The organism is Pseudomonas sp. DWP3-1-2, assembly GCF_049896285.1.
GTDB lineage: Bacteria > Pseudomonadota > Gammaproteobacteria > Pseudomonadales > Pseudomonadaceae > Aquipseudomonas.
Map to the genome: position 1 here is coordinate 655,591 of NZ_JAFCTZ010000001.1, position 17,610 is coordinate 673,200.

Consider the following 17,610-nt stretch of genomic DNA (forward strand, 5'->3'; position numbering starts at 1 on the left):
CACTATCACTTTGCGAGATACATGACGCGGTTCGAAACATTAACAACTCTGGAGTTCAGCAGTCACGTTGCCGCCATTCACCAGTTGACAACTACCGGGCGCTCAATGAAAGTACAAAAAAACAAAAACAATAAGAGAGCAATGCCATGCGTTTCGAACATCTGGACCTTAACCTTCTGGTGGCACTCGATATTTTGCTGGAGGAGCAAAACATTACGCGGGCTGCGGCGCGCTTGCACATGACTCAATCGGCAACCAGTGGCGTCATCGGCCGTCTTCGAACCTACTTCGAGGACGATCTGCTTGTGCAGGTGGGACGCAAAATGATGCTCACCCCGCGGGCCAGGCAACTACAAAGTCCCGTGCGCGAAATTCTTCTCAAGATCCAGACATCGATCACCAGCAAACCCGGCGAAAACATCGCTGAAAGCAAACGTCATTTTCGTGTCATGGCCTCTGATTACCTGATATGCGTCATCTTTGCCGAGGTCATCAAAGAAGCCAATCGTGAAGCCCCTTTCGTGACGTTTGAACTGGTCAGCCCGAATGACTCCCCTCTCGAGATGCTCCTGCATGGCGAGATCGACTTGATGATCGCGCCCGAACACTACATTTCCACCCAGCACCCCTCAGAATTGCTCTTTGAGGAACAACACGTCTGCGTAGTGTGGGAAGGCAACACCAGCGTCGGTCAGAACCTGACGCTGGAACGCTATCTTGAGTTGGGTCACATCGCCGCTACGTTTGGCAGGAACAGGACCCCAGGCGTCGATGAATGGCTGATTAAACAATACGGGTGCAGCCGTCGGCTCGAGGTCATTACTCACGATTTCAGCACGATCCCCAGCCTGATCATGGGCACTGAACGTATCGCAACCATGCTCAGCCGGCTTGCCGCGCTGTACGCCAAAACGCTGCCCTTGCGATTGATTCGACCGCCTGTGGAGTTGACAACGATGAAGGAATACATGGCCTGGCACCGCAGCATGGACAGCGACCCGATGTTGCGATGGCTTCGGGGCAAGGTAGTGGATACGGTACGTAACCTCGACACGCCCCTTATTCTCTAACCTGGTTCTGTTCGTGTACCTGATGCAGGTGCACACGACTGTCATCCAGGTGCAGGCGCATGGCAGAACGTGCGTTTTCAACGTTCTGCCCCTGGATCGCTTCATAAATTCTTTCGTGCTCGTCATGAATGCGCTGTTCATAACTCAGGGGGTCATCGTGGAACAGGCGCGCAGAATCGAGTCGACTACGCGGGACGATGACGCTGCCAAGATTGCGTAGCGTATCGCCGATGTAGGGATTGCCGGTGGCCTCGGCTATTTTCAAATGGAACTGAAAATCCAGGACGGCCAGTTCATCAGCCAGGACCTCGGCGTGTTTCAACCGATCAAGCAGCGCGCGCATCTCCTTTAACTGATCGGGCGTTCGTCGTTGAGCGGCAAGCCCTGCCGCCTCCACTTCCAGGCCCACGCGCAGCTCCATGATGGCCAGTGAGTCGGCGATGATGTCCATCGTAGCGGGATCAAGGAGTGGCCCCAAGGACAGCGTGCTCCCGCGCACGAAAGTCCCCACGCCGTGGCGTGTCTCCACCACCCCACAGGCCTGCAAGCGAGACATGGCTTCGCGAACGACGGTTCTGCTTACCCCATGTTCAAGCATGATAGCCGTCTCGGTGGGCAGCTGTTCGCCCCCTCTCAACCGCCCCGCGCTAATGTCTTCTGACAAGAGCGCTTCAAGGGTTTGAGAAAGGCTACGGCGCTTTTTTCGAAGTTTAGGCAACGCACTCATATCACTCATGAGCAATCACTCTGCGTCTTCGAAAATCGCTACAGCACGGACAAAACCGGCCGATGCATGCTTGATCTTGTACGGGAAGCACGAAACCAAAAAGCCATGGGGTGGTAGACTTTCCAGATTGGCGAGCTTTTCCATCTGGCCATAACCGATATCCCGACCGGCCTTATGCCCTTCCCAGATAATCGAGGCATCGCCACTGGCGGTGAAGCGTGCACGCGTGTACTTGAACGGCGCATCCCAGCTCCACGCATCAGTACCGACTACCCGAACCCCCTTCTCCAGCAGGTACATCGTGGCCTCACGCCCCATGCCAATACCCGCATCCAGGTAGCCGGGCGAACCGAACAAGGCTCCGGCCCGCGTGTTGACCAGGACAATATCCAAGGGTTTCAACGAGTGGCCGATGCGTGCCAATTCGGCCTCCACCTCGCCCGCTGTAACCACGTGCCCGTCAGGCAGGTGCCGAAAATCCAGTTTCACGCCCGGTTGCAGGCACCACTCCAGCGGCAGCTCATCAATGCCATAGGCAGGCTTGCCGCCATCGGTGGTCGAGGCGTAGTGCCAGGGCGCATCCATATGCGTGCCGCTATGGGTGGTGATAGACAAACGTTCGGCAGCCCAGGATTCATCGCCCGGCAGATCGGATTTTTTAAGGCCGGGAAACATGGCCTCCATCTCCGGCCAACCTTCCTGATGGTTACTGTATTCAATCTTCGGCAATAACGGCGGCGGATCGGTATACAGGTTGTTTTCCAGGCAGACGGACAAATCCACCAGACGTCGATTAGTCAGTTTCATGAGCAAGGTCTCCAGCAGAATAATTAGCCACGCCTGCACGCCGTGTGCGGGCAGAGGGATTCAAAGCGTTTCGGACCAGCCCCGCAGCGGAGCCATCATGACGCAGCCCCAATGCCCGGGCCTTGGGAGCACTCATGGCTGGAAAGCGGCCGAACAATGCCTCCAGGCTTTCATCCGGGGCAAACGTGATGAGTTCGCGCCTGTGCTCCCCGTACACCGCTGCCAGGGCATCGATGACCTGGGCAATGGACAAATGCAACAAAGGCAGTTGCCAGACGTGCTGGTCCCCCAGTGCAGATTTGTCCACTTGCGCCATGTGCACGAGGTTATCGACGCAGCAGCGCGCCGACATCCACCATGCCGTTGCCTGGGGGGACACGGGACAACAGTAAGGCTCGCCCGCAGCAAACGCATGCAGCAGGTCGCTCATGAACGCCGAACGCAATCCGTTGGCGGCTCGAGGGCGGGCAACGATGCCGGGTAAACGCACCGCGCGACCATCGACCTCGCCACGCCGCGCCAGATCGTTCAGCGCCACCTCAACCATCAGCTTGTGGGAGCCGTAGGACATTTCTGGATGCGTTCTTGCAGTCTCATCCATTCGCCCCGCCAGACTCGGGCCGTAAACCGCGACGCTACTGGCATAGATCAGCTTAGGAATTGCTGGCTGTTGCCGCAGTTGCTCAAGCAACTCCAGGCTGGCCTGCAAATTAACCTCGTAGCCCTGAGCGTAATGCTGCTCGGCAGCGCCACCCGGTACGCTCACCAAATGAAAGACCACATCGATTCCGTCAGCCAGTATCCGGCGCAGCAAGGCTGCGTCACTGACACTGCCGACGCTGCGGCGCAGCCGATTGTCCTCGGGGAAATCGCTCAGTTCTTTGTCCAGCAGAATCAGCGTACTGATGGGCTTGCCGCTTAAAACCCCGGTCGTGAGCAGGCGTTGGACCAGGACGCGGCCGATGAAACCGTTGGCCCCTGTGACGAGTATTCGCATGAGTGCTCCTCAGCCTTTGGCTGGAACGACGCGCTGATCGATACCACCGAATAGCGACTGCCCGTCGCTGCCCAGCACCTCCATCCGCACTCGGTCGCCAAAACGCATGAAGCCGGTCTTTGGTGCGCCGTGCTCAATCATTTCGATGGCTCGTCGTTCAGCGATGCACGCCGAACCCATTCGCCGGTCGACATTGGAGACGGTACCCGAGCCCACCACCGTACCGGCGCCCAGGCGACGGGTTAGCGCGGCGTGGGCAATAAGCTGATGAAAGCCGAAGTGCATGGCTCCACCATGGGGATTGCCAAACCATTCACCGTTCCAGTGAACGTGCAGCGGCAGGTGCACGCGACCCTCACGCCAGGCATCGCCCAGCTCGTCCGGCGTTACCGCAACGGCGGCAAAACTGGAGGATGGCTTGGCCTGAAGGAAGCCGAATCCGGTTTTCATTTCACGCGGAGCCAGGGCGCGCAAGCTGACGTCGTTGAGCTGCAGGATCAGCTTGATATGGCCCATGGCAGCCTCGGCCGGGCAACCCATTGGCACTTCATCCACCACCACCGCGAACTCGCCTTCGAAGTCGATGCCGTGTTGCTCACTGGGCAATGGGATATCGTCACGGGAGCCCAGAAAGTCATCGCCCGCCCCCTGGTAAATCAGCGCAATGGTTTCGACGTCTTCGATAGGCTCCAGGTGAAACGCTTTTTGCATCAGATAGCCATGGGAAATGAAGGACGAGCCGTCGAGCCACTGATAGGTACGCGGCAATGGCGCAGCCGCCTGTGCCAGGTCAAAAACGAAAGCGTCTGCTGCACGCCCTTCATTCAGTTGTTGGTACAACGCTTGCAGCGGCGGCTCGACCTCGGCCCAGCGATCGATGGCGTGCTGCAGGGTGGCCGCAATATCGCCCACGTCCAGTGCCTGGCGCAGATCACGCGACACCAGTACCAGTCGTCCATCGCGACCGGTGCTTTTCAGGGTTGCCAGTTTCATCGGTGCGCTCCTTGCGTAGCGGCCAGCTCGTCGCTGTAACGCCCGTCAAGCAGAATGAATACCATCCGCGCCATATGTTCGGTGCGATTGCTCCAGGCGTGATTGGTGCCCCGTTGCACGACGATATCGCCGCACTTGAGGTGCACCTCTTCCTGATCCAGCACCAGCCACACTTCACCCTCGGTGACGATGCCGTAGTCGAGGGTCTCGGTGCGGTGCATCAATTTGTGCCGGGATTCTACCGTCCCGGTGCCAGCATGGGACTCGCCGATTTCGGCGAAGGCTGCGGCAGCGTCCTCGTCACTGACGGCGTTCTGCACACTGTCTGGCGGGATATCCACGACACGTATCAGGCTGCCCAGAGCCGAAGGGCTCAGCTGCAAGGGTTTGGCCGTGGGATCGGCGCCGTTATCCAGCAAAACCGGGCTGTTCGTGCTGTTCCACACTTCATAGAACACCGTACCGGGGACGGCCTTGAGCGGGAAATTGTGAGGCGTCGGTCCGCTGGAAGCGACCAGTGCCAGACCCTGTTCGTCGTGGCCTGTGACCACACGTTTGAAACCGGGAAGTGCTTGCATTCTTTTTGGACTCCTTAATCAATCGCCATCGCTGATGGTGCTTGCGCCATCAATCGTCAGATGTATTGCGCAGGCGGTCAGGTCGCCAGAACCCGGCGTGGTTTAAGTCCCGCAGCGAAGCACGCCACAGCGACCAGAAGCTGCACGGCAGCCAGGGCCAGAAGTGCAGTCGGCAACTCGACCTTCGCACCCCCGATAATCGCCAGCACCACCAACGGACTGACAAACTCACCGGCGAAAAACGCCGCGGTAAAACCGCCTGCCGCGTACCCGCGCTGACTGAAATCGACTTGGGCCATGATCCAGGTCAGCAGGGTTGGCATCATCAAACCGATGCCCAGGCCATTGATCGTCACGGCGATGGCCAACACCGTATGACTGGAGGCAACGGCCATCAACCAACCCCCCGCGCCCGTCAGAGCGAAGGCCAGTGTCAGCAGGTACTGTGGGCGCCAGCGGGCTAACAGTGGGAAACTCAGGGACCCGACCAATATTCCGAGCTGGTTGGCGCCCATAGTCATGCCGATTTGTTGAGGCGAATCGATATGCAGCAGATTGAGCAGATGGCCGCTTTGTACCGGCACAACGTACAGGCTCACGCCAGCCATGGCTGACAGCACATAAGCTGGCGCCAGGCTGCGCCAGGGAAACGGACTGGACGCCGGTTTTACGCCGTCGCGCGTTGCGTGACTTTCCTGCGGTTCCCACAACCACAACGCCATTAACGGCAGCAACATGAACCCGATGGCGTACAAACTGAAAGGGGTTCGCCAGCCGCTCTCCCCCATGACACCGCCCAGGGTAATGAACAGCGTCGCCGATAAGGACGTGGCAACCATTTGCAGGGCAAACAACCGCTCGCGACGCGCCCCGCTGTAATAGTCGCCCATCAAGGCGGTGCAGCAGGTCATGATCGCCGCTTCGGCAAGGCCTATGCCCGCCCGGCTGATGACAATGGCGGTCAGCGACTCAAGCCAGATCGGCAACAGGCCGCACACGCTGTAGAGCAACATGGCGCCCAATAACAGCGGCTTGCGGCCCAGGCGGTCAGCGATGATCCCGGCAACGGGTGCCAGCAGGGCAATCATGAGGGCTGGCAGGGTCAATGCGATGGGCACCAGCACATTTGCGCCGGGTGTATCAACAAAATGCGCCTGCATGCCTGGCAGCACGGGGGCCAGCAATACTGCGCCCAGTACCGGCAGACAACTGCCCAGCAGCAACAACAAAGATTGCGGAAATCTTGCCTTTCGTTCAGTGCTCATTGGCCATCTCCGGTATTGTTTTATAGGTATCGCGCTCACGCGCAGCGGGGGAAGGTGTCGCAGCGCCGTCAGTTGCAGCGTCGACACGCTGCCCTGCCCCCTCGCGGCGGCTCACAGGCAACAGAAAGTAGGCCAGCGCCGGCAGCAGAATCAGCGCCCCGGCCATATTCCAGACGAACATGAACGCCAGAAGAATGCCCATGTCGGCCTGGAACTTGATGGGGGACAACACCCAGGTGCCAACCCCGATAGCCAAGGTAACGCCCGTCAGCATCACCACTTTCCCGGTGAACAACAGAGCGTGGTAATAGGCCTGGGACAGGCTTTCACCCAGACGCAGGCGGGCCAGCACAATGCTCATCACGTACAGCGCGTAGTCCACGCCGATACCTACGCCCAGCGCGATCACCGGCAACGTGGCGACCTTGACGCCGATGCCCAGCGCGACCATCAGCGCTTCACAAAGGATGGACGTGAGCACCAAGGGCAACACCGCGCAGAGCACCGCCCGCCATGAGTGGAAGGTCACCAGGCACAACAGGATGACTGCGCCATAAACCCACCAGAGCATCTCGTGACTGGCTTGTTTGACGACGATGTTGGTCGCGGCTTCGATGCCAGCGTTTCCCGCCGCGAGCAGAAACTGCGCCTGATCGCTGTTGTTGTCTCGGGCAAAGGCCTCTACGGTATCGACGACTCGGCTGAGCGTGTCGGCCTTGTGATCGGACAAGTAGGTGTACAAGGTCAGCAGGCTGCAGTCTTCGTTGTACAGCCCCCGTGGTGCCCCTGCCGTGATCATGTTCAGGGTCGCCTGGTTGTTCAGCAGCTCGTACCATTTCGGGCTGCCCTCACTCAGGCCAACGAGCATGCGGCGGTTGAGCAAAGCGAGCGAGTTGGTCGAGTCGACGCCTTCCAGTCCACGCAGTTGCCAGTCCAGGTTGTCCACCCGGCGGAGCGTGTCGTAATGGGAACAGGCACCGACCGGCGTCTTGACCATGATCGCAAACACATCACTGCTGGCCCCGTAATGACCCGTCATGAACGCATTGTCCTGGTTGTAACGGGAGTCGGCACGCAGCTCCGGCGCACCCGGATCCAGATCCCCGATCTTGAGGTGCGTGCTGACCAGATAGCCGCCAATGGCCAGCAATCCCGCAACGACAACACCGACGGTGGCCCATTTACGTTGGGTGAACAGATCGAGGAAACGCCACACAGCGTGTTTGCTGCCCCCAGACTCGGCCATTTGCTCGCTTTTGAGGCTGCGCAAGGCCGCAGTCTTACTGACACCGAGAAATGACAGCAGGATCGGCAGCAGGATCAGGTTGGTGAAAATCAACACCGCCACGCCGATGCTGGCGATCACCGCCAGGTCTTGAATGACCTGAATCTTGATGATCATCAACACACCAAAACCCACTGCATCGCAAAGCAACGCTGTCAGGCCCGCCAGGAACAACCGGCGGAAGGTATAGCGAGCAGCGATCTGTTTATGAACGCCGCGACCAATGTCCTGCATGATCCCGTTCATTTTCTGCGCGCCGTGGCTCATGCCAATGGCGAACACCAGAAATGGCACCAGCACCGAATACGGATCCAGTTGATACCCGAGCATTGGCAACAGGCCCAGTTGCCAGATCACCGCGACCAGCGAGCAACAGACCACCAGCAATGTGCTACGCAGGCAACGGGTGAACCAATAGAGCACTGTGGTGGTGATCACCAGCGCCGCCGCGAAGAACAACAGAATCTGCCTGAGGCCGTCGATCAGATCGCCCACCACCTTGGCAAAACCCGTGATGTGAATGCCGATGGTGTCGCTCTGATATTGCTGGCGAAGGCTTTCCAGTTGCCGGGACAGTTTTGTGTAGTCCAGCGGTTGTCCGTCAGCGGTGGTCGTCAGCAAAGGCACATACAGGATGCTCGAACGTTGATCGAACGCGACCAACTGCCCGATTTCATTGGATCGCTCAACATTGCGCTTGAGCGCCGCAAGGCTGGAGACATCACCGTTGTAGCCATCAGGGATCACCGGCCCGCCTTCCAGCCCATCTTCAGTGACACCTACCCAGCGGGTAGCGGGTGTCCACAAGGACTTCATGTAGGCCCGATCGACACCTGGCAGCAGGTACACCTGGTCATTGAGCTTTTGCAGTTGCTTGAGGTAGTGCGCATCGTAGATGGAGCCCGACTTGTTCTCGACGGCGATACGCACCGCATTGCCCAGACCGGACAATTGTTTGCGGTTATCCAGGTAATTGACGATGTACGGATGATCGCTGGGGATCATCTTTTCGAAGCTGGCGTTGAGTTGCAGGTGAGTCGTCTGCCAGCCCAGCAACGCAGTGATCAACAGGCAAATCAGCAGGACCAGACGCCGATGGTTGAACAATGCCCGCTCAAGTAACGACCCGGACTGGCGATCAAAATCGGCCAGGCTGCTGACAACGGGCTGAGCGCTATGAGGAGTCGTGATGTTCATCTATTACTCCAGAGCGGCTTGGGCAGATTGGCTGGGCGACAGGCCCACACCGGGCATCGACATGCGTAAAACACCTGCGAACCCAGCCCCGACCAGCGAGCCATCGGGGGCGTTGACCACGTCAATCAGAGGTGGGCCTTCCGGTGTCACCTGAGGTTGCAGCAGCGGGCTGTCGTCTGCCCCGGACAGCAGGCCGCCCGCCTGATTGACCCATAACGTCTGTTGGCCGATACGCAATGCCGATCCAAGGGATACAGGAACTGGATTGACCAAGGCTTCGAACGTGGCACCTTGATCACGTGAGCGGAAGATATTGCCGCGCAGACCGCCCACCAGCAGCGCGCCGTCCGACTGGACTGCGAGGCTGAAGTAACTACCGTCGTAAGGGCTGGCCAGAGGTTCGAAGTGCTTTCCCGAATCCTGCGATCGAAGCAGCAAACCCTGTTCGCCGGCGATATAAACCGTCTCGCCGGAACGAGCCAACGCATACAGATGCAAGCCTTGGGCATTGGGAATATGGCCCATCAATGACTGCCAACTCTTGCCACCGTCCTCGGTACGCATCGCCAAACCATAGGCGCCGACGACCATGCCGTGTTCGGCATCACTGAAGTTCAGCGCGAGAAAGGGTTTGTCCGCGCCATCGTCGACCATCCGTTTTGCGGCAATCAGTCGTTGTTGAGCGTCATCGCTGGCCGTGGTCTCCACGGCTTTTTGCGCTTCGGCCCACTCCAACCCGGCGGCGCGCACCCCATCGAGCTGCAACTGCCAGCTCTGCCCCGCGTCTGCAGAATGCAGCACGACTCCCGAATGTCCGACGACCCAGCCGTTTCGGTCATCGACAAACTGCACCGCTGTCAGGGTCGTGCTGACAGGCATCTGCACCTGGCGCCAACTGACGCCATTGTCATCTGACAGCAGCAGCACACCTCGCTCGCCCACCGCGACCAAACGTTGGCCAACCCGGGTGACGCCCAACAGCACCGCATGCGTAGCCTGTCGCGTGATAACACTGGGCTGCGCCAGTACATCGGGCTGCTCGGCGGCTCGCACGTTCAGCGTCAGCGCAGGGGTCAGCAGCGCACAAAGCAGCCCGCTTGCAAGCAGGTTCTTGTAGTTAAGGCAACAGACCATCAATCTTCTCCTCGATTGGATGCGCCCGTCTGCACGGGCGCAACACCTGGTGTCAGCGAACGCCTTCACCCGCCAGCGCATCGCCGGTGAACACTGAATCCGGGTAAGCAGGCATGATTCGGTACTGTTCGTTTTTGCCGGCAAAGATGTCGCCTGCAAACCAGGCCCCGGACAGCAGGTCGTAGAAACCGTTGTTGACGGTCACCACACCTGGCAGGTCAGGCAAGACAACCGGGGTCGTCCATAACATTTTCACCAACTGGTTCTGGGCGTCGTAACGCTCAGCCAATACGGCACTCCAGGTGTCTTCGTCGAGGTAGTAGGTGCTCTTGGGCAATACGTGACGCTTGCCATCGGCCAGCGATGCTTGCACCACCCAGACGCGGTGCAGTTCCCAGCGGATTGAGGCAGGGTTCAGGTGATGCTTGCCCAGCAGGTCAGTGGGGGCATTGGCGGTAAAGACCTTGTTCGAGTTATACGGGATGTACAACTCTTTCTTGCCCACCAGTTTCCAGTTGAATCGGTCAATTCGACCGGTGAACACATAAAGCTCATCGAAGCTCATGACCCCGGCGCTGGCCGGCGTCGGCGTATCGCAGCAACTGTTGGGCAGACGGCGAACCCGGCGTTGCCCTGGCAGGTAAGTCCACGTGACGGTTTTGTCTGCACTGATATTCTCGCGCCCGACAATCCCTTCTCCCGCACGCAACGGTGGCCCGTCGTTGGTCATCCGCGTTTCCCAGAAGACGCCGTCGTTGTTGGCACCTTTGGGTAGATACCAGGGCATCTGATAGTCGGCCCGCGAATCGTTGGTCAGCACTGGCTTACCGTCAGAGGTCACCAGATACTGGAAGAAACTGGCGTGCCAGGACGCCGCGCGCCAGCGTGTCAGGTGGTTCCAGATGGCTTCGGCGCCGCTCTGTGGGATAGGGAATGGAATACCCCCTTCGGCGTTCTCGGGCTTAGGCCCTCCTTCGCTGTCCACCAGTTTGCTTTGGGTCGCATTCTTGAAGGTCGTGTCGTACACAATCTGTGGCGCAGCAGCGGTCCGGTGGGTCGGGTAGACATCCAGGTGATAGGTGTCCGGGTATTTCTTGAGCATCGCCTTGACGCCCTCGGACAACTGGTCGCTGTATTGCCCCATGTTTTGCGCCGTGATGGTGTACAGCGGTTTCTCATTGGCGAATGGATCACTGCGCTTACCGCCGTCTTTATAGTTGGGGTCAGCCTTGGTGTAGCCCCCATCCCACGCAGGAATCGTCCCGCTGGCATTGCCGGCGCGCTCGGCGCCCAGCGGCGTCAGCGAGGTCTTCAGCTTGGCTGCCTCCTCAGCCGAGACAGCTCCAAGGGCTCCCTGGGCAATCAGCAATGAAGAAGCCAGAAAGGTAAACACAGTAGCGACGCGCTTGTAGGTATTCATCGGTTGCCCCTGGGTCAAAAAGTGCGGCTGACGGAGAAAGACACAAAGTCACGGTCTTTCATCGTCTGGCCGTAGGTGTAGTTGCTGGATGCGTCGAGAAAGGTATTCTCCGGCCCGTAGTAATGGGTGTAGGTCAGGCCGAGATTCCAGCTATTGAGGTAGTTGCCCTTGAGCCCGATGTTGAGATCACCACCGTTATTGACGCCAAAGCCACTGCCCAGCGCTGACGAGTTGCCCTGGGTGTAGCTGGCTCCCATCGGGATACTGAGATCCAGACCGGGGAAGGCCTGGCGGTACATCGGCTCATAAACGGTTCGCACGCTCCAGGCATCGCGATCGGCATTGGGATCTACTGCTTCAGGGCTGCGGGTGACACTCAGGGTCCGGTTCCAGGCAAACTCGCCCATGAAACTGGCTTCTTGAGAAATGACAGAGGGGCCTAACGTTGCCAGCCAGGACAGGTTGGCGTGCAACGTGTGTCCCGTGGCGTAAAGCGGATCGTTATCATTGTTCAGCGCCTCTCCCGCCAGCAGGGTGCGCTGATTGGTCGACGCCAGGGGTTGGTGCCAGCGGGTCGATATTTCACCGGCGATGTTGTAGTCGCCTTGGGTCAGGGAAAAACTGCCGCCAACGGCTTCAATCCCTTCGGGATAGAGCCAGTAGTATTCTCCCGCCCTGCCCGTCTGGGGATTGAGGTTAGCGAAGTCCGGGCGCACGTTAAGCTGCGGGGATTTGTCATGAAACCGGATCGCATACAGCCCCCAGTCCACCGTCTCGCCGCGAATTCGCAGCTGCAAGCCGCCCTGCCCCGAGTCTTTCGCGTCCTTGTCCTTGCCATGATAAAAGGCCAACGGCTGCCCGCCGGGGATCACAGGTGAACCCGCATACAGCCGCTCGTTGCCATCGCCAAAAAAATCATCTGTTGAAAAGTAGCTGCCGGAGGCCGGAAGACGGTTAGCTTCCCACTCAAATTGATAGTAGGCGCCCACCGATACTTCAGGGGTCAGCTCAAATTGCGTAGAGATTTGTTTGACCGGACGGATCAGCTCTTTGAATTGGGTGTTGGGCACCGACAGGCTCTTGACCACGTCGATAGGTGCCATGCCACCGGCGATACCGTTAGCCCCGTAGAACAGACTTTCGCCCCACTGCATGGCGTACTGGCCGACCCGACCAGAGATGGCTCTATCGCCAATTGTCCCCTTGCCGAAGATAAACGCATCCAGCAATTCAGCCTTGCGACCATGCAGCTCGCGGGTATCGCTGGGAAACTCATCACCTGAAAGACTGTTGTTGCGATCTAAATCATTGTTGTCGGTTTTCTTGTTGTAGACATCGTCATACCAGGCGGCACCGCTGACCCGCGCGCCGAAGTTCTGGTAAGTGACATCGAACTCCGACAGCAGGTCCAGACGGTTGGAAATCAAGCCTTGGTCGAGATTACGGTCGCCGTCGTCCAGACTGAGGGAAGTCTGCCCTTCGGTCAGCTTGTCGGACTGACCCTCTACTCGCCACGCAGCGCTGTATTTGAGTGTGTTGTCCCAACGGACGCGAAGATCGGGATTGCCGGAGTCGATTTCGAATGCGCTGGCATTGGTGCCGAACATACCGAGCATCAGCGCAGCCAGACTCAGGGCAAAGGGAGGACGTTCGCCGCAAAAAACGGCGGCATTGATACGTGCCATGGAGAAACCTCTCTGTTGTTTTTATTTTTTTAGTTTCAGCACGCTGCTCTCCATAGTCGGGGCAGCGTTTTCACTTCCTAAACAATTAAGCCGTGGGTCCAGATAGCGTTGCACGCAAGGTTGCATGGACCGGCTCGAAATCAGCTTCTCGTCAAAACAGGAATTTGACCAATCGAGTCCCGGGATGCGATCTATCACCAAACGCGATACCTGGTTCAGGCCTTTTGTTGCGCCAACTGTTGGACCGGAAGCACCAGCCAGCCAGCCTCCTCGCTGAATTCCAGCGCCGTCAGGGCCTCCCCCAGACAGGGGCCGTAGATGCACTGACCTGTGTCTGGCAGAAACTGCGCGCCATGGGCGTAACAGATTATTCGCTCGCCGTTGGCACTCAGGAATCGGTCCTTGCGATACTGCAAAGGCACCTGAAGATGCGGGCAGCTGTTGAGATAGACCCGCACTTCCCCCTTATGACGTAGCGCAAAAACACTGTCACGGCCCTGCTGCAAGGGATCAAAACCATAGGCTTGACCCTCCACCAGTGAGTCAAGGCGACACAGCAACACGGTGCCCATCACCCACGTTTAGCTTCTGGACGCGGCGGACCACCCGGTGACCATTTCTCACGGGAGGTAAACAGGAACAGCTGTGAAGTGTCCGACGACATCGGTGCCTGCCGCGCGGCCCAGGTATCGTCGTGCCTGTCCATGTCGGCGTCGTACTCGATGTGGCAACCCAAGGGGCTGTTGAAATACCAGAACCAGTTTGAACCAAAGAGATGGCGACCCGGCCCCCAGAAACTGGTCCAGCCGCTTTGTTCGAAGCGCCTGCCCGCCAACAGCACTTCAGTGCCGCTGCCCATGTGAAAGGTGAAGTGCTCGCAGCCCTGCATGTGCGGCGGGGTTTGAATCATGAAAAGGCAATGGTGCTCATCCGAGCCCTGCGGTCTCATGAACGGCCCTACTCCGTCAAAACGATCCGTTGTTTTGAACCCCAGACGCTCGGCGTAAAACGCCTCGGCTTTGGCCGCGTCAGGCACAAAGTACACAACGTGGGACAAGGTGCGCGGTGCAGCCGACATTTCGGGATAAATGCCCAGCTGGTTGACCGGGCGCTGCGGTGCGTTACCCGGAGCGTTGGTGAGATCCGGCGCTGCGCTGAATGCGCGCCGGACACTGACTTGAAAAGCGATGGCGAAGCCCGAGTCATCGACGCTGTGCAGCGCGCCGTGAGTATCCCAGGCCACCGCTCGATCACGCGCGAGCTCATGGCCGATAGCATCGAGATCAGCCGCGCTGGCCACCCCGTAGACGGTTTCGCGAATCGAGGGCGCTGGCCCAATGGCAGGTGGCAACGCCGGATCATCGGCGCGTCGAATAATAACTGCCGTGCCGTCCAACGCTTCAAAACGCCCCCCTTCGCTATCGACTCCGACCGGGGTCAGGCCGTAGTCACGCAGACAGGCGCTACAGGCTGGGATGTCGTCGACGCCAAAAACCAAGGCATCAAGGCCAATGATGTTCATGCCATACCACTCCATTGAAATTGTGATACGGACTCACTGAGCCCCACTACAAAGGGCCAGGCACGCGAGTCCGGTGGTGGTTGTCAGGCGCTGTAAATGGCGACTGACTGGCTGGAGAGGTTGCCGTTGTAAAAGGACGCTGACTAATCGCATGTCAGGATGCGATGTATTGGCAAACGTGATACCTGAGGTGCGGGCAGGCACGACGTTGGGCGATACCTGTCAGGCAATCGCCAGGAACGGACGCCAGAGCGGTGCGGGGTGGAGCAGCACGACGATCAATATTCAGGCCGTTCAGGGCAATGTATAGAGTTTGAACAACATGAGACTGGCTTCGTTGGGTTGACCGAAATAATGCGCGTACAGGCGGTACACATCGCCTGATCGATAGAGATCGCTCAGGCCGCCGTCGACCATCAACCGAAAATCCTCGTCTTGTCGATCAACGGGTAAGGCGACTGGCGCGATGTCATACAGCACGTCCAGTACCTGAATCTCGTCGGCCGCGTTGTCTTTGGCGGCATAGTTAAGCAGGACCATTCGATCTGCAAAAAATGCATCTGCTGTTTTTTGTGCAACCAGATCAACGCCCTCAGCGTAGCTTCCCACGGTCAATACCGTGGCGATTACGCCAAGCGATTTGATGCGTTCATGTATCCAGCCTTCGGTAACACCACCGGCCATCACGACATAACGATGGTTGGACAGTCCGCGATTGATCGTTGCACGCCAGGTGGGCCCCTGATGGGCCACTTCTCCCTTGAGCACGCGCAACAGATCACTCGATGCATCCTTGCGGACCAGTGCCGTAAGCCCCGCCGTGAAAACAGGCACTGAATAACTGACCCACTTGCGCGTACTCAATGTTTGCACACTGGGCGTACACATCAAATCAATCTTGCCCTGCCGAACCTCATCCACTCCGGTGCCCTGGGGGATTTCAACATAACTGACCGCCATTTCACTCAGCCGGGTTTGAGCTTTGATCCAGAGGGCGAGCCGTTCACAAACATCGATCATGTAGCCGGCAGGTTTACCGTCAGTGTTGGCGGTAAAAGGCGCAGCGTTCGGCAAGTACCCCAGCTTAAGTGTCGAACTGCCCCGAATTCTTGCCAGCGTGTCGGCCTCGCTCAGTAAGGGGCCAGCCGCTGCCACACACAGAAACGTGACGATGACACATTTGCGCCAGTGCTGTTTCATAGGGTGTCCCCCGGTAACTGCGAAGAGCTGATGTCTTGGGGGCTCCCCCCGTGCGGGTCGTCCACCGGCGAACTCATTGAGGGTTCCAGGACGAAGCGTTTGGCGATGAAGCCGTAGAGCAAATAGCCGACGGCCAGCACGATCGTAGCGCCAAATACCGCGTCCTTTCCCGAGGCGTAGATCGCGTAAAACGAGTACCCCATTGCAATCATCAGAACAGTCACATTGCGCAGATAGACACTACGACTGACACCGGCCTTGTACATAATCACCAGCAGACCCGAAAGAGCCGTTACATACGGCAGCAGATTGGTCACCGCAGCCAGATTGACGAGCTTTGCGAACTGTTCACTCGCATTGGGGGAAATCGTCGACAGTGCCAGCAATGTCTGCAACACAGCGCAGGCGATCATCCCAACGACGGGCGCTTGCGCTGTCGTGACTTTACCGAACAGCTTGGGGAACATGCCTTGATTGGCAGTCACTTTTGCGGTCTGCGCCAGGGTGAACTGCCATCCCAGCAACGAGCCGATACACGCCATGACCGCCAGAAGCATGATGATTTTACCGACGAGAGGGCCGAACATCTGGGCGTAGACATAGGCAAATGGCGCGCTCGAGTTGGCGAGCGCTTCGTTGGGAACAATGCCCTGAATCACGGTCGTTGAAAGCACGTACACCACGGCCGCTCCCAAGGTGCCAAAGAGGCATGCCAGTGGAACATTTCGCTTGGGGTTGACCACGGCATCAGAGTTTTGCGCTGCCGACTCCATCCCCAGAAAAGCCCACAGTGTCAGTGGAATACTCTGGGTGATGGCGTCTTTGATCGGCATGCCATTCGGGTTCCAGGCGGCTGAAAATATTCGGGGTTCGAACCAGAACCAACCCATGACGCTCAAACCTGCAACCGGAATGATGACACCCCAAACGGTAACAGCGCCGAGCTTTCCCGTAATACCTGCGCCACCGAAGTTGGCTGCAGTCGTGAGCCAGATCAATCCGACACAGCCCGAGAACAAGCCCACGGCCCCGGAGCCCAACCAAGGAAAAAAAGGCGTCAAATACCCCACTGCAGAGATGCTGATGGCAACATTTCCAATGGCCAGTGAGAGAAAGTACAGAAACGAACAGAGGAAAAACGCTGACTTGCCATGCGCCTCTTCCGTGTAGGCCGACATTCCGCCCGATCGCGGACAATAGACACCGCACTGAGCGAAACAATAAGCAATTGCCATCGAGCCAATCGCAGTGATTAGCCAGGACAACAGTGACACAGCCCCCAACTGCGCCATGCTCGAAGGCAGCATGATAATTCCAGAGCCCATCATATTGACTGTGACCAGGGTCGTGAGCCCCACGAGGGTCATTTTTTTGTTCGACGCCGTCATGAAGACTCCCCAACGCTTATCAAGAATCACGCACAAAACACGCTCCAGCACCGGAGGATGAGGCGTTATTGTTTATGGTCTGGCGGCATAAACCCTAGAGCATAGTGCGTCACGGCAAACACGCATGATCTCGGCGTTGTTTATCAATTATCTTACTCGCCTGTTTGTGCGCCGTTCATTATTAAAAGCCCATGACAGAGCTTTCACGCAGTCGCATTCACTCACCCAAAGCCTTTCCGCACAACAGCCATTCTGTAAATCCTGCATTACAGATAAATCCCCAATCCCAAACAGTGAACACCCGATAAGCGGAATAACAAGAGTACGCAAACTTCTCGTGAG

General features: G+C 58.1%; 15 protein-coding genes. 1 reads left to right on the plus strand and 14 read right to left on the minus strand.

The window, feature by feature from the left end:
- The first annotated feature begins 146 nt into the window (after nt 1-146).
- Entirely contained in the window at nt 147-1,070 is a 924-nt protein-coding gene (locus ACP7B0_RS03125; RefSeq protein ID WP_426139451.1) for a LysR family transcriptional regulator, read from the plus strand.
- Here the strand turns inward: ACP7B0_RS03125 and ACP7B0_RS03130 are convergent.
- The 14 genes from ACP7B0_RS03130 to potE form a co-directional block, all read right to left on the minus strand.
- Entirely contained in the window at nt 1,060-1,806 is a 747-nt protein-coding gene (locus ACP7B0_RS03130; RefSeq protein WP_426139452.1) for a FadR/GntR family transcriptional regulator, read from the minus strand. The genes ACP7B0_RS03125 and ACP7B0_RS03130 overlap by 11 nt on opposite strands.
- Before the next feature lie 6 nt (nt 1,807-1,812).
- Nucleotides 1,813-2,604: a cyclase family protein gene (locus ACP7B0_RS03135; protein WP_426139453.1), complete on the minus strand. Its 792-nt coding sequence runs from the start codon at nt 2,602-2,604 to the stop codon at nt 1,813-1,815.
- Complete coding sequence (locus ACP7B0_RS03140; protein ID WP_426139454.1) at nt 2,591-3,601, minus strand: NAD-dependent epimerase/dehydratase family protein; 1,011 nt, start codon at nt 3,599-3,601, stop codon at nt 2,591-2,593. Before ACP7B0_RS03140 ends, ACP7B0_RS03135 begins: the two co-directional genes overlap by 14 nt.
- A gap of 9 nt (nt 3,602-3,610) precedes the next feature.
- Nucleotides 3,611-4,594 (minus strand): fumarylacetoacetate hydrolase family protein, encoded by a 984-nt coding sequence (locus tag ACP7B0_RS03145; protein ID WP_426139455.1) that lies wholly within the window; start codon nt 4,592-4,594, stop codon nt 3,611-3,613.
- Entirely contained in the window at nt 4,591-5,172 is a 582-nt protein-coding gene (locus tag ACP7B0_RS03150; protein WP_426139456.1) for a cupin domain-containing protein, read from the minus strand. Before ACP7B0_RS03150 ends, ACP7B0_RS03145 begins: the two co-directional genes overlap by 4 nt.
- A gap of 77 nt (nt 5,173-5,249) precedes the next feature.
- Nucleotides 5,250-6,437, minus strand: a complete 1,188-nt coding sequence (locus tag ACP7B0_RS03155) for an MFS transporter (protein WP_426139457.1) — start codon at nt 6,435-6,437, stop codon at nt 5,250-5,252.
- The gene (locus tag ACP7B0_RS03160; RefSeq protein WP_426139458.1) at nt 6,427-8,919 is read right to left on the minus strand and encodes an efflux RND transporter permease subunit; all 2,493 of its coding nucleotides are present in this window, start codon (nt 8,917-8,919) and stop codon (nt 6,427-6,429) included. Before ACP7B0_RS03160 ends, ACP7B0_RS03155 begins: the two co-directional genes overlap by 11 nt.
- Before the next feature lie 3 nt (nt 8,920-8,922).
- Nucleotides 8,923-10,053 carry a WD40/YVTN/BNR-like repeat-containing protein gene (locus ACP7B0_RS03165; protein ID WP_426139459.1) on the minus strand — a complete coding sequence of 377 codons (1,131 nt, stop codon included), beginning with the start codon at nt 10,051-10,053 and terminating at the stop codon, nt 8,923-8,925.
- Nucleotides 10,054-10,105: 52 nt separating this feature from the next.
- Nucleotides 10,106-11,473: a DUF1329 domain-containing protein gene (locus ACP7B0_RS03170; protein ID WP_426139460.1), complete on the minus strand. Its 1,368-nt coding sequence runs from the start codon at nt 11,471-11,473 to the stop codon at nt 10,106-10,108.
- 14 nt (nt 11,474-11,487) lie between these two features.
- Nucleotides 11,488-13,158 (minus strand): DUF1302 domain-containing protein, encoded by a 1,671-nt coding sequence (locus ACP7B0_RS03175; RefSeq protein WP_426139461.1) that lies wholly within the window; start codon nt 13,156-13,158, stop codon nt 11,488-11,490.
- A 215-nt stretch (nt 13,159-13,373) separates the two neighbouring features.
- Nucleotides 13,374-13,730, minus strand: a complete 357-nt coding sequence (locus tag ACP7B0_RS03180) for a Rieske (2Fe-2S) protein (RefSeq protein ID WP_426139462.1) — start codon at nt 13,728-13,730, stop codon at nt 13,374-13,376.
- Nucleotides 13,730-14,680: a VOC family protein gene (locus ACP7B0_RS03185; protein WP_426139463.1), complete on the minus strand. Its 951-nt coding sequence runs from the start codon at nt 14,678-14,680 to the stop codon at nt 13,730-13,732. Before ACP7B0_RS03185 ends, ACP7B0_RS03180 begins: the two co-directional genes overlap by 1 nt.
- Before the next feature lie 294 nt (nt 14,681-14,974).
- Nucleotides 14,975-15,880: an amino acid ABC transporter substrate-binding protein gene (locus ACP7B0_RS03190; RefSeq protein ID WP_426139464.1), complete on the minus strand. Its 906-nt coding sequence runs from the start codon at nt 15,878-15,880 to the stop codon at nt 14,975-14,977.
- The gene (gene potE, locus ACP7B0_RS03195) at nt 15,877-17,268 is read right to left on the minus strand and encodes a putrescine-ornithine antiporter (RefSeq protein WP_426139465.1); all 1,392 of its coding nucleotides are present in this window, start codon (nt 17,266-17,268) and stop codon (nt 15,877-15,879) included. Before potE ends, ACP7B0_RS03190 begins: the two co-directional genes overlap by 4 nt.
- Nucleotides 17,269-17,610: the final 342 nt, after the last annotated feature.